The 13,072-nt window shown below is 39.4% G+C and carries 9 protein-coding genes; 5 read left to right on the top strand and 4 right to left on the bottom strand.

Annotated features, from left to right (window positions below):
* Positions 1 to 83: 83 nt before the first annotated feature.
* Together DV415_RS02255 and proA are read left to right on the top strand one after the other, a co-directional pair.
* Positions 84 to 746: a trimeric intracellular cation channel family protein gene (locus tag DV415_RS02255; protein WP_005646565.1), complete on the top strand. Its 663-nt coding sequence runs from the start codon at positions 84 to 86 to the stop codon at positions 744 to 746.
* Positions 747 to 766: 20 nt separating this feature from the next.
* The gene (proA, locus tag DV415_RS02260) at positions 767 to 2,020 is read left to right on the top strand and encodes a glutamate-5-semialdehyde dehydrogenase (protein WP_118791623.1); all 1,254 of its coding nucleotides are present in this window, start codon (positions 767 to 769) and stop codon (positions 2,018 to 2,020) included.
* Between the two features lie 94 nt (positions 2,021 to 2,114).
* Here the strand turns inward: proA and dnaJ are convergent, their stop codons facing one another.
* The 3 genes from dnaJ to dnaK all read right to left on the bottom strand — a co-directional run bounded on the left by dnaJ (position 2,115) and on the right by dnaK (position 5,869).
* Positions 2,115 to 3,263, bottom strand: coding sequence for a molecular chaperone DnaJ (gene dnaJ, locus DV415_RS02265; protein ID WP_065246038.1), 1,149 nt, complete (start codon positions 3,261 to 3,263; stop codon positions 2,115 to 2,117).
* Between the two features lie 62 nt (positions 3,264 to 3,325).
* Positions 3,326 to 3,730 (bottom strand): GyrI-like domain-containing protein, encoded by a 405-nt coding sequence (locus DV415_RS02270; RefSeq protein ID WP_118791624.1) that lies wholly within the window; start codon positions 3,728 to 3,730, stop codon positions 3,326 to 3,328.
* A gap of 231 nt (positions 3,731 to 3,961) precedes the next feature.
* Positions 3,962 to 5,869 carry a molecular chaperone DnaK gene (dnaK, locus tag DV415_RS02275; protein WP_118791625.1) on the bottom strand — a complete coding sequence of 636 codons (1,908 nt, stop codon included), beginning with the start codon at positions 5,867 to 5,869 and terminating at the stop codon, positions 3,962 to 3,964.
* Positions 5,870 to 6,120: 251 nt separating this feature from the next.
* Between dnaK and DV415_RS02280 the strand changes: the two genes are divergently transcribed.
* Positions 6,121 to 7,560 carry a YdgA family protein gene (locus tag DV415_RS02280; protein ID WP_118791626.1) on the top strand — a complete coding sequence of 480 codons (1,440 nt, stop codon included), beginning with the start codon at positions 6,121 to 6,123 and terminating at the stop codon, positions 7,558 to 7,560.
* Positions 7,561 to 7,626: 66 nt separating this feature from the next.
* Here DV415_RS02280 and mgsA read toward each other — a convergent pair whose 3' ends face one another.
* Positions 7,627 to 8,085 carry a methylglyoxal synthase gene (gene mgsA, locus DV415_RS02285; RefSeq protein WP_005646625.1) on the bottom strand — a complete coding sequence of 153 codons (459 nt, stop codon included), beginning with the start codon at positions 8,083 to 8,085 and terminating at the stop codon, positions 7,627 to 7,629.
* A gap of 303 nt (positions 8,086 to 8,388) precedes the next feature.
* On the opposite strand from mgsA, the gene aceE reads away from it, so the two are divergent.
* Together aceE and aceF are read left to right on the top strand one after the other, a co-directional pair.
* Entirely contained in the window at positions 8,389 to 11,049 is a 2,661-nt protein-coding gene (gene aceE, locus DV415_RS02290) for a pyruvate dehydrogenase (acetyl-transferring), homodimeric type (protein WP_005630760.1), read from the top strand.
* A gap of 62 nt (positions 11,050 to 11,111) precedes the next feature.
* The gene (aceF, locus tag DV415_RS02295; RefSeq protein WP_118790604.1) at positions 11,112 to 13,001 is read left to right on the top strand and encodes a pyruvate dehydrogenase complex dihydrolipoyllysine-residue acetyltransferase; all 1,890 of its coding nucleotides are present in this window, start codon (positions 11,112 to 11,114) and stop codon (positions 12,999 to 13,001) included.
* Positions 13,002 to 13,072: the final 71 nt, after the last annotated feature.

The following is a 13,072-nucleotide window of genomic DNA, read 5'->3' on the forward strand; positions in this document are numbered from 1 at the left end:
AAAAAATAATGCGCCATTATGCTAAAAATTCATTAAATTTTAAAGTAGAATGAAACCAATTATAACCGCACTTAGGTACATGAATGTTACTTAGTATTTTATATATCATCGGTATCACCGCTGAAGGAATGACTGGCGCTCTCGCGGCTGGTCGTGAAAAAATGGATATTTTTGGCGTGATAATTATCGCATCTGTAACTGCCATTGGCGGCGGCTCTGTGCGTGATGTACTACTCGGACATTACCCTCTCGGCTGGGTTAAGCATCCAGAATATTTTTTAATGGTAGCAAGTGCTGCGGTGATTACCGTATATGTCGCGCCATTCATCAATCATTTTATGCGCTACTTCCGCACTATTTTCTTGGTGCTCGATGCAATGGGATTAGTGGTGTATTCCATTATTGGCGCACAAATTGCGATGGATATGGGACATGGCCTCACCATTGTAAGCATTGCAGGCTGTATTACAGGTGCCTTTGGCGGGGTTCTACGTGATATGCTATGCAATCGAATTCCTCTCGTATTCCAAAAAGAACTCTACGCCAGCATTGCGCTATTTGCCACACTGACTTATTACGCATTAAGCACACTTCAAGTAGAACATACACTTGCCGTATTACTCACGCTTATTAGTAGCTTTACTTTACGTCTTTTAGCTATTCATTTCGAATGGGGTTTGCCAGTGTTTAATTACCAAGAACTCACATCGGAAGAACAAGATAAGCTGCCAAATAAAAAGAAATAAATACAATAAAGGGAATAACTATGTTAGAACAAATGGGTAAACAAGCCAAAGATGCAGCATTTATCTTAGCTCAACTCACCACTGCTGAAAAAAATCGTGCATTATCCATTATTGCAGAACAACTCGAACAACAAGCACCGCTTATCTTAGCGGAAAATGCAAAAGATATTGAACTTGCTAAACAAAATGGATTATCAGATGCTTTGATTGATCGCCTACTGCTCACGCAAGAACGTTTACAAAGCATTGCTAATGATGTACGCCATGTTATTTCACTTGCAGATCCCGTGGGTAAAATTATAGACGGCGGTACATTAGATAGCGGACTTAAAATCGAACGCGTACGCACTCCGCTCGGTGTCATTGGCACAATTTATGAAGCACGCCCAAATGTGACCATTGATGTGGCAAGTCTTTGCCTTAAAACGGGTAACGCAGTGATTTTACGCGGTGGTAAGGAAACACGGTTTTCTAATAAGATTTTAATCGAAGTTGTACAAAATGCTTTAGAGCAAGCAGGCTTACCAAAATTCGCAGTGCAAGCCATTACCGATCCAGACCGTGAACTCGTTATGCAATTATTAAAACTAGATCGCTATGTGGATATGATTATTCCTCGTGGTGGTGCTGGTTTACATGAATTGTGTAAACAACATTCGACTATTCCAGTTATTGTGGGTGGCGTGGGTGTTTGCCATACTTTCGTTGAAGAAAGTGCGGACCAAAATAAAGCAATTTGTGTTATTGATAACGCTAAAACCCAACGTCCAAGCACCTGTAACACATTGGAGACATTGTTAGTTCAGCGTTCTATTGCTGAAGAATTTTTACCAAAACTTGTCTCTCACCTTTCCGCCAAAAACGTAAAATATCATGCAAAATCCACCGCACTTAATATATTGAAACAAGCAGGTGCGAATGTATGCGAAGTGACAGAAAAAGAATTGCGCGAAGAATGGGGATCATTGGATTTGAATGTCATTGTTGTGGAAGATATTCATGCCGCTATTGAGCATATCCGCCAATATGGTACGCAACATTCTGAAAGTATTTTAACTTCCTCACAAAACCTAGCCCGTCAATTTATTAATCAAGTCGATGTCGCCGCCGTTTATGTGAATGCAAGCACACGCTTTACTGATGGCGGACAATTTGGATTAGGTGCAGAAGTTGCCGTTAGTACCCAAAAACTTCACGCTCGTGGCCCAATGGGATTAGAAGCATTAACAAGTTATAAATGGGTATGTGAAGGCGAATATACTGTCCGCAAATAGTGCCATTGAACAAAAGCACAAAAAGTGCGGTAATTTTTAAAAGAGATTATTTGCATATAAAAAAGTCCGCGAAATGCGGACTTTTTTATTATCTTTATTTGTCTGATTTACCCAAATTATCAAAGAATTTTTTCACACCATCCAAAAATCCTGAAGATTTTGGTGCATGTTTACTTAAATCTTTACCTTGTAAACTTTCTTCAAGTTTTTGGAGTAATTCTTTTTGCTCGCTGGTTAAATTAACGGGTGTTTCTACCACAATACGGCAAATTAAATCGCCCGCATAACCACTACGTGTAGAGGCAACACCTTTGCCTCGCATACGGAATAATTTTCCCGTTTGCGTTTCAGCTGGGATTTTAAGCTTCACTCTGCCATCTAATGTTGGCACTTCAATTTCACCGCCAAGGGCTGCAGTAGCAAAGCTAATCGGTACTTCGCAATATAAGTTATTACCATCACGTTCAAAAATGTTATGTTCTCTCACGTGAATCACAACATATAAATCTCCAGCTGGCGCGCCATTTTCACCTGCTGCACCTTTTCCAGCTAAGCGAAGTTGGTTCCCCGTATCTACGCCTGCAGGAATTTTTACTGAAAGATTTTCTTTCTTATGAACACGTCCTTCACCATGACAGCTGCGACAAGGTTTTTCAATTTTCTTACCGCTACCATGACAAGTCGGACAGATACTTTCAGATACGAAGAAACCTTGCTGACGACGAATTCGACCAGAACCGTGGCAATGCGGACAGGTTTCCACTTTAGAGCCTTTTTCAGCCCCAGAACCACCACAGCTATCACAATGTGCAAGAGTATTGATTTGAATATCTTTGGTTGTACCTTTTACAGCTTCTTCTAAAGTGATTTCTAAGTCATAACGTAAGTCTTCGCCACGAACAACGCGCTGACGACCGCGTCCACCACCGCCGAAAATGTCTCCAAAAATATCGCCGAACATATCACCAAAATCAGCACCGCCAAAGCCGCCACCGAAACCACCTGCGCCACCACCTTGTTCAAAGGCTGCGTGACCATATTGGTCGTAGGCTGCGCGTTTTTGATCGTCGCCTAATACTTCATAAGCTTCATTAATTTCTTTAAATTTTTCTTCCGCTTCTTTACTGCCTTGGTTTTTGTCGGGGTGATGTTTAGACGCTAAACGTTTATACGCACGTTTAATGTCATTCTCACTCGCCCCTTTTTGTAAGCCAAGGACTTCGTAGTAATCTTTTTTTGCCATAGTGTTTCCGTATTTTTATTTGCAAATATTTTGTCATTTCTGACCGCTTACATTCGCTATTTTTAGCAATGTGGGCAAATTGAAATGTAAATATCCACTTTTCCATTTGGATAATATTTCTCAAAATCCACTTTATAAGCACGTTTTAATAAGCCTTGCTTTTCTTTATTCCAAATGCGTTGCCACGTTTGAACTACTAATTCACAAGTCGTGGGGAAGATTTCATACCAAGTCAGATCTTCAATTTCAATGGTTGAGAAACTACCTTCAGGTTTACTTTCTTGAGCAACAGCAACATCATAATAGCCCGTAAAATCCGATTCGTAATTCAGATAAACACCATAATAAGGCTCATTTTGAGGCAATTTTGCAAAATTATTCTGCCAAAGCTGTCCAATCTTTTCTGCGGGATTTTCCTTTGTGTTATGCGTACGAATTTTAGCAAGTGGATAAAGTGTAAGTGGCATAACTATTCCTTAAATTTACAAAATTCTGGGTAAATTTGACCGCTTGTAACATACTCCCCTCTTTAGCAAAGAGGGGCGGGGGGAAATTTGGCAGAAGTAAATTTAGCTCATAAGAAAATTTAATATCGCTATCAAATCTCCCCTAACCCCTCTTTTCTAAAGAGGGGACTGTTTAATACACCAAAAGGGCGTGTTTCCACGCCCTTTGTTTATGCTAAGAAGAGCGGTGAATTATTTATTATCTTTCACTTCTTCAAATTCAGCATCTACCACACCATCATCTTTTGCTGATGATTGTTGAGGTTGCTCGCCACCAGCTTGTTGAGCTTTTGCTTGCGCTGCTTGCATTAACGGTTCAGAGGCTTTAATTACCGCTTCAATTTTCGCTTCAATTTCTGCTTTATCTTCGCCTTTTGCTGCTGTTTCAAGCTCAGAGACTGCTGCTTCAATTTTCTCTTTATCTGCAGCACTCAATGCATCGCCCGCTTCTGCAATTTGTTTACGTGTTGCGTGAGCAATACCATCTGCTTGGTTACGCGCTTGAACAACTTCTTCAAATTTACGATCTGCATCAGCATTTGCTTCTGCATCACGCACCATTTGTTGAATTTCTTCATCAGATAAACCAGAAGATGCTTGAATACGAATTTGTTGTTCTTTACCCGTATTTTTATCTTTCGCAGATACGTTGATTACGCCGTTTGCATCGATATCAAATGTTACTTCAATTTGTGGCATACCACGCGGTGCAGGATTAATACCTTCTAGGTTGAATTGACCTAAAGATTTATTATCTGCCGCACGTTTACGTTCACCTTGAAGAACGTGAATGGTTACCGCACTTTGGTTATCTTCTGCTGTTGAGAATACTTGCGATTTTTTAGTTGGAATCGTGGTATTTTTCTCAATTAAAGTGGTCATCACGCCGCCCATGGTTTCGATACCAAGTGATAACGGAGTAACGTCTAATAAAAGAACGTCTTTCACATCACCTTTTAATACACCACCTTGAACTGCCGCACCGATTGCCACCGCTTCATCAGGGTTTACATCTTTACGAGCTTCTTTACCAAAGAACTCAGCCACTTTTTGTTGTACAAGTGGCATACGAGTTTGTCCACCCACAAGAATAATATCGTGGATTTCGCTTACACCTTTACCTGCATCTTTTAATACAGTTTTGAGTGACTCAATTGAGCTTGCCACTAAATCTTCTACTAATGCCTCTAATTTTGCACGAGTGATATTTAATGCTAAGTGTTTAGGGCCTGTCGCATCTGCCGTGATGTACGGAAGGTTCACTTCAGTAGATTGCGCTGATGAAAGTTCAATTTTCGCTTTTTCAGCTGCTTCTTTCACACGTTGTAATGCCATTGGGTCGTTACGTAAATCGATGTTTTGCTCTTTTTTGAACTCATCAATAATGTAATCAATTACACGGTTATCGAAGTCTTCGCCACCTAAGTGAGTATTACCACCGGTTGCTAACACTTCGAAAGTTTGTTCGCCATCAAAGTTATCAATTTCGATGATTGAAATATCGAATGTACCACCACCTAAGTCATAAACTGCGATCACTTGGTTCTCTTTGCTTGAACCTAAACCGAATGCTAACGCAGCCGCTGTTGGTTCATTGATGATACGTTTAACATCTAAACCTGCGATTTTACCTGCATCAATAGTTGCTTGACGTTGTGCATCGTTAAAGTATGCAGGAACAGTAATTACCGCTTCTGTTACAGACTCGCCCAAGAAATCTTCTGCAGTCTTTTTCATTTTTTTCAATACTTCAGCAGAGATTTGTGGCGGTGCTAATTTATCACCTTTTACATTTACCCAAGCATCACCGTTGTCAGCACGAGTAATTTCGAAAGGCATAATTTTAATATCGCGTTGAACTTCTTCACTTTCAAAACGACGACCAATTAAACGTTTAATCGCAAACAATGTATTTTTCGGGTTAGTGATTGCTTGACGTTTTGCTGGCTGACCAACTAAGGTTTCATTATCTGTATAAGCAATAATTGAAGGGGTTGTACGTGCACCTTCTGCATTTTCAATTACGCGTGCTTTGTCGCCGTCCATTACAGCTACACAAGAGTTTGTTGTACCTAAGTCAATACCAATAATTTTTCCCATTTTGTACTCCTAGTAAAAATTTTAAAATTCAGGGTAATTTATTACGAGTTTTAAGATGTGGATATTCTTTCGCATTTCAAGAGAAAATTTTAAAAATTTTTTATTTCTCAAAGTGCGGTGATTTCCGTTCTTGTTTTCAAGATAAGTCTCAAATGATGAACTTCAAGGGGAAAACAAAAATTTTCAGGCAAGAAAAAGGGATTTGTGATAAATTTGGCGAAAATTTTTACTTTAAAATAGGAAAGAAATAAATGAAAAAATCAAAAATTGCTGCAAGTGTAGTCGTTGCCCTTGCTGCCGTTTGGTGTACAGGTGCATGGTTTACAGGGAAAAAAGCTGAAGAAGAATATTTACATCAACTAAAACAGCTAAATCAACTATTTGCCAAAACCGATGCATTAGAAGAAAGTAAAATTTTTTATAAAAATATAAAATTTGATAGAGGATTATTTGCGTCTCATATTCAAGATCAAATAGAAATCCACAAGGCAAATGAGACGATCATTATTCCTTTATCATCAACGCTTTATCACGGGCCTTTGCCACTTGATCGTGTGGCGAAACTGAATTTCGTTCCAACCATTTTTTCAAGCCAAACCTTGTTAGGAAAAAATGCAACAACTCAGGCACTCTTTGATATCACAAAATCAGAGAAACCGTTACAACTGAATTTCGCAATGAATTATTCATTAAGCGGTAATGCGGAATTAAAACTTGCATCGGGGCAATATCACAATGAGCAATATAAGGCAGATTTTGGTTGGTCAAATGTCGTATTAAATGTAGATTTAGACAAAAATGAACCAAGCAATTATACGCTATCTGTAGATGTATTTAATTCAAATAACCCAAATCATACAGCTTCAACAGCTTCATCAATTAAAGTAAAAGATCTTGTCGTACAAGGCTCACTACAAAGCACAAAATGGCCATTTATTTATAGTGGAAGCATCAATAGCAAAATAGGCTATTTTGAGCAAAATACCGAATCTGCAGAGACTGGAGAAAAACTCTCTATTATTCAGAAAAACAACCAAGCAAATTTAACTACACAAGTTGAGGGTGATACAGTAAATATTATCAATAAAACAAATCTGGATGAATTAAATATTAACGGTAACAACTTAGGTAAAGTGACCAACAATGTAGAATTGAACCATATTGATGGCAACGCATTGCAAGAACTTTTAAATATTTTAGTTGCAATCGGCAAGGCTGATTCAGATACGCCGTTACCTAAAGCATTGGTGCAAAAATTACAACAAACAGGCATGGCCATTGCGAATAATCAGCCTCAAATTAAATTTGCTCCTCTTTCTATTTCTGATGAAAAAGGCAAAGTGGCATTGGATCTGAATATTGCCTTAGTGCCAAATCCTAAATTTGATTTAATGAGTAGCGGCTTATACAAACAATTCAAAGATTTTTCGATCAATTTTGATGTAAATAAAGAAACCGCGATTTCATTGTTATCTAAATTTGTACCAGAAAACCAAAAGCAAGATTTAGTTTACAGAATAGACGAATTAATTGCTGAAGACGAAGCAAATGGCATTATCGTAAACACGGACAAAACCGTCACATTAACGCTCGCTTTAGAAAATAACGAATTAAAACTAAACGGCAAAGCAATACCAGAAGAACAGTTGAAAATGGTACTCTTTATGCTTGTGATGGGGGGCTTTGGATGATAACAAAACAGGGCGATAAATTGTCGCCCTGTTTCACTATAAAGTGCGGTAAATTTTCGTTACAGTTTAAGCTAAACGCTCTTTTAAATACCCTTCATAATCTGGTACTTCAATTTCCACATCTTGTTCAAATAAAACTGAAGTTAACATGAAATCTGCAGAGCTTTGATTAATGGCAACTGGGATATTCCACACTGTTGCAATACGCATGAGGGCTTTCACATCAGGATCATGGGGTGCGGCATTCATTGGATCCCAAAAGAAGATCATCATGTCGATTTTCTTTTCTGCGATTAATCCACCAAGTTGTTGGTCACCGCCCATCGGACCACTTAATAAAGATTGAATGCTTAAACCTGTTTCTCGTTCTAAAATATGACCTGTTGTACCTGTTGCATAAAGTATATGAGGAGCTAGGGCATCTTTGTGTTTTTGCGTCCAATTCAGTAAATTTTTTTTGCAGCTATCATGAGCCACAAGTGCAATACGTTTATGTTGAGTGAGCGTTCGAGTCGTTATATGCATGATTGATTCCTTTTTGAAATAAGTTTGAAAACTTTAAAGCAAAGCCCTACAGAATGCAATGTTTTACTTATGATTTTAATAGGCCTTACAAAAGGCTAGAAAAAATTACCGCACTTTCAAAAGATTACCGATTAACATAGTACTTAACAGGGATATTTGATGAAAATTTACTATCTTTATCTCAAAAAATCTTCTAAAATTTGCAAGATTTGTTAAATGTTTGTAAAAAGGCAAGCATTTCTGATATTCGTGTTTAGTGCTGACTAAACTAATGTTCACTTAATTAACAGATAAGGAAAACCTATGTCTGAGATTTTAAAAAATGACGTTGATCCAATCGAAACTCAAGATTGGTTACAATCATTAGATTCTTTGATTCGTGAAGAAGGCGTAGAGCGTGCACAATATATTATTGAGCAAGTTATCGGCCAAGCACGCACCAACGGTGTTTCATTGCCTACAGGTGTAACGACCGATTATGTCAATACTATCCCTGCTTCTGAACAACCTGCTTACCCAGGTGATCATGCTATTGAGCGTCGTATTCGTTCTGCTGTGCGTTGGAATGCTATTGCTATGGTATTGCGTAGTCAGAAGAAAGATCTTGATTTAGGTGGTCATATCTCAACTTTCCAATCTGCTGCAACCATGTATGAAGTTTGCTATAACCACTTCTTCAAAGCAGCAACCGAGAAAAACGGTGGCGACTTAATTTTCTTCCAAGGCCATGCTGCTCCAGGTATGTATGCGCGTGCATTCTTAGAAGGTCGTTTAACTGAAGAACAAATGGATAACTTCCGTCAAGAAGCCTTTACCGATGGTTTATCTTCATATCCACACCCTAAATTAATGCCTGAATTCTGGCAATTCTCTACGGTTTCTATGGGTTTAGGCCCTGTGAACGCAATTTACCAAGCGCGTTTCTTAAAATACTTAGATAACCGTGGCTTAAAAGACACCAAAGATCAAAAAGTCTATGCATTCTTAGGCGATGGTGAAATGGATGAAATTGAGTCTAAAGGTGCATTAACTTTTGCGGCTCGTGAAAAATTAGATAACTTAATCTTCACTATCAGCTGTAACTTACAACGTTTAGACGGTCCGGTGAATGGTAACGGTAAGATCGTTCAAGAATTAGAAGGATTATTTACTGGTGCGGGCTGGGAAGTGATTAAAGTTTTATGGGGAAGTGATTGGGATAAATTATTCGCGAAAGATACTTCAGGTAAATTAACTCAGTTAATGATGGAAGTAGTTGACGGTGATTATTTAACCTTTAAATCTAAAGATGGTGCTTATGTTCGTGAACATTTCTTCGGTCGTTATCCAGAAACTGCTGCATTAGTTGCAGATATGACTGATGATGAAATTTGGGCATTACGCCGTGGTGCACACGATAGTGAAAAATTATATGCAGCCTATGCAAAAGCACAAAATGCAACGAAACCAGTTGTGATTTTAGCGCATCAAGTTAAAGGTTATAAAATTCCCGAAGCAGAAAGTAAAAACACCGCTCACCAATCTAAAAAAATGTCTTACGAAAGCCTTAAAGGTTTCCGTGACTTCTTTGAATTATCATTAACAGATGAGCAAGTAGAAAAATTAGAATACATTAAATTTGCTGAAGGCACGCCTGAGTATGAATACTTACATGGCCACCGTAAAGCATTAAACGGCTATGTTCCTGCTCGTCGTACTAAATTTGATGTTGAATATAAAGTTCCTGCATTAGAAGAGTTTAAAGCATTATTAGAAGAACAACCTCGTGGTATTTCAACCACAATGGCGTTTACTCGTGCATTAAACATCTTATTAAAAGATAAAAACATTGGTAAAACAATTGTGCCAATGATCGCGGACGAAGCACGTACTTTCGGTATGGAAGGTTTGTTCCGTCAAGTGGGTATTTATAACCCACATGGTCAAAACTATGTTCCTTCAGACCGTGATTTAGTGGCTTACTATCGTGAAGCAAAAGATGGTCAAGTATTACAAGAAGGTATCAATGAATTAGGTGCAACCGCATCTTGGTTAGCAGCAGCGAACTCCTACTCTGTCAATAACCAACCGATGATTCCATTCTTCATCTATTACTCAATGTTTGGTTTCCAACGTGTGGGCGATATGATGTGGGCTGCTGGTGACCAATTAGCTCGTGGTTTCATGGTGGGTGGTACTTCAGGTCGTACAACCTTAAACGGCGAAGGCTTACAACACGAAGATGGCCATAGCCATATTCAAGCAGGTATCATTCCTAACTGTATCACTTATGATCCATCGTTTGCATTTGAAGTTGCTGTAATTATGCAAGACGGTATCAACCGCATGTACGGCGAAAAACAAGAAGATGTATTCTATTACATGACAACATTAAATGAAGTCATGGATCAACCTGCTATGCCTACTGGTGCGGAAGAAGGTATCCGAAAAGGTTTATACAAATTTGAAACAGTGGAAGGTAAAAAAGGCAAAGGTCACGTTCAATTGTTAGGTTCTGGTGCCATCATGCGTCATGTTCGTGAAGCGGCGCAAATTCTTGCAAATGACTACGGTGTGACTTCAGATGTATTTTCTGCGCCTTCATTCAATGAATTAGCACGCGAAGGTCATGATGCAGCACGTTGGAACTTATTACACCCAACAGAGACACAACGCGTACCATACGTTACTCAAGTATTAGCTGATTTACCAACCGTTGCTTCAACTGACTATGTTAAAGCATACGCAGATCAAATCCGTGCATTCGTACCAAGCCGTCATTATCATGTGTTAGGTACAGATGGTTTCGGTCGTTCAGACAGCCGTGCAAACTTACGTGAACACTTCGAAGTTGATGCACGTTATGTTGTGGTTGCTGCACTTTCTCAATTAGCGAAAGAAGGTACAGTATCTAACCAAGTGGTTGCAGATGCGATTGCGAAATTCGGTTTGAATGTAGATCGTATCAATCCGCTTTACGCGTAATTGATGAAAACTGCGGTCAAAAAACAGCGTGTTTTATGACCGCACTTTAAAAGGAACAAAAAATGTCAAAACAAATTCAAATTCCTGATATTGGTAGTGATGAAGTTACCGTAACAGAAGTCATGGTAAACGTAGGCGATACCATTTCTGTTGATCAATCTATCATTAACGTTGAAGGCGATAAAGCTTCAATGGAAGTGCCTGCACCAGAAGCGGGTGTTGTAAAAGAAGTTTTAGTCAAAGTGGGTGATAAAGTCACAACAGGCACCCCAATGCTCGTTTTAGAAGCTGCAGGCGCTGCGTCAGCTGCTGAAACACCGGCAGCACCAGTAGCTGCTACTGCGCCAACTGCGTCAGCTGTTGTTGAAGTAAACGTACCAGACATCGGTTCTGATGAAGTAAACGTTACTGAAATTATGGTTAAAGTGGGTGATAGTGTTGAAGTTGATCAATCAATCATCAATGTTGAAGGCGATAAAGCTTCAATGGAAGTTCCAGCACCAATCGCAGGTGTGGTAAAAGAAATTTTAATTAATGTCGGTGATAAAGTTTCAACTGGCAAACTTATCATGAAATTTGAAACTGCATCAACAGCTCCAGTTGCTGCATCAGCACCAGCTCAAACAGCGGCGCCTGTAGCTGCTACAACATCTGCAATTAAAGATGTGAATGTGCCAGATATTGGTGGCGATGAAGTCAATGTAACCGAAATTATGGTTGCCGTTGGTGATACTGTTTCAGAAGATCAATCATTAATTACCGTTGAAGGTGATAAAGCGTCAATGGAAGTTCCAGCTCCATTTGGCGGCGTAGTAAAAGAAATTCTAGTGAAATCAGGCGATAAAGTATCGACTGGTTCACTAATTATGCGCTTTGAAGTGGCGGGTGCAGCGCCAGCTGTGGCAACATTTGCTCCAGCACCACAAGTTGCATCACCTGCGCCAGCTGCACAACCTGCTCAATCTGGCAATGTATCTGGCTTAAGCCAAGAACAAGTAGTGGCAAGTGCTGGCTATGCGCACGCTACCCCAGTTATTCGTCGTTTAGCACGTGAATTTGGCGTAAACTTAGATAAAGTAAAAGGTACAGGTCGTAAAGGTCGTATTGTTAAAGAAGATATCGAAGCTTATGTGAAGACCGCCGTTAAAGCTTATGAAAGCGGTGCAACAGCACAAGCTGCTGGCAATGGTGTAGCAAATGGTGCTGGCTTAGGCTTATTACCATGGCCAAAAGTTGATTTCAGTAAATTTGGCGAAATTGAAGAAGTTGAATTAAGTCGTATCAACAAAATTTCAGGTGCTAACTTACATCGTAACTGGGTAATGATTCCACACGTTACTCACTTCGATAAAGCAGATATCACGGATTTAGAAGCATTCCGTAAAGAACAAAATGCGTTAGCAGAAAAACAAAAACTAGGCGTAAAAATCACGCCAGTTGTGTTCATTATGAAAGCTGTGGCAAAAGCATTAGAAGCGTATCCACGTTTCAACAGCTCAATTACCGAAGATGCACAACGCTTAATCCTGAAAAAATATATTAACATTGGTGTAGCAGTAGATACGCCAAATGGCTTAGTCGTGCCTGTATTCAAAAATGTGAACAAGAAAGGCATTATCGAACTTTCGCGTGAATTAATGGAAGTATCGAAAAAAGCACGTGAAGGCAAATTGACTGCATCTGATATGCAAGGTGGCTGTTTCACCATTTCAAGTCTTGGTGGCATTGGTACAACTCACTTTGCACCAATTGTAAACGCGCCAGAAGTGGCCATCCTTGGTGTCTCTAAATCATCGATGGAACCGGTATGGAATGGTAAAGAATTTGCGCCACGCTTAATTCTTCCAATGTCATTATCATTCGACCACCGTGTCATTGATGGTGCGGATGGTGCTCGTTTCATTAGCTATGTTGGCTCTGTTTTAGCGGATTTACGTCGCTTAGTAATGTAATCTGTAGGGTGGGCTTTCAGCCCACCGATTAATGAGATTTATTGATGGGCTAAAAGCCCTCCCAACAAAGA

Source organism: Haemophilus haemolyticus, assembly GCF_003490595.1.
GTDB lineage: Bacteria > Pseudomonadota > Gammaproteobacteria > Enterobacterales > Pasteurellaceae > Haemophilus > Haemophilus haemolyticus_L.

What these genes read in the sequence shown, in the direction of transcription:
- DV415_RS02255 (WP_005646565.1), top strand. Translation starts at nt 84, where the DNA reads ATGTTACTTAGTATTTTATATATCATCGGTATCACCGCTGAAGGAATG.
- proA (WP_118791623.1), top strand. Translation starts at nt 767, where the DNA reads ATGTTAGAACAAATGGGTAAACAAGCCAAAGATGCAGCATTTATCTTA.
- dnaJ (WP_065246038.1), bottom strand. Translation starts at nt 3,263, where the DNA reads ATGGCAAAAAAAGATTACTACGAAGTCCTTGGCTTACAAAAAGGGGCG.
- DV415_RS02270 (WP_118791624.1), bottom strand. Translation starts at nt 3,730, where the DNA reads ATGCCACTTACACTTTATCCACTTGCTAAAATTCGTACGCATAACACA.
- dnaK (WP_118791625.1), bottom strand. Translation starts at nt 5,869, where the DNA reads ATGGGAAAAATTATTGGTATTGACTTAGGTACAACAAACTCTTGTGTA.
- DV415_RS02280 (WP_118791626.1), top strand. Translation starts at nt 6,121, where the DNA reads ATGAAAAAATCAAAAATTGCTGCAAGTGTAGTCGTTGCCCTTGCTGCC.
- mgsA (WP_005646625.1), bottom strand. Translation starts at nt 8,085, where the DNA reads ATGCATATAACGACTCGAACGCTCACTCAACATAAACGTATTGCACTT.
- aceE (WP_005630760.1), top strand. Translation starts at nt 8,389, where the DNA reads ATGTCTGAGATTTTAAAAAATGACGTTGATCCAATCGAAACTCAAGAT.
- aceF (WP_118790604.1), top strand. Translation starts at nt 11,112, where the DNA reads ATGTCAAAACAAATTCAAATTCCTGATATTGGTAGTGATGAAGTTACC.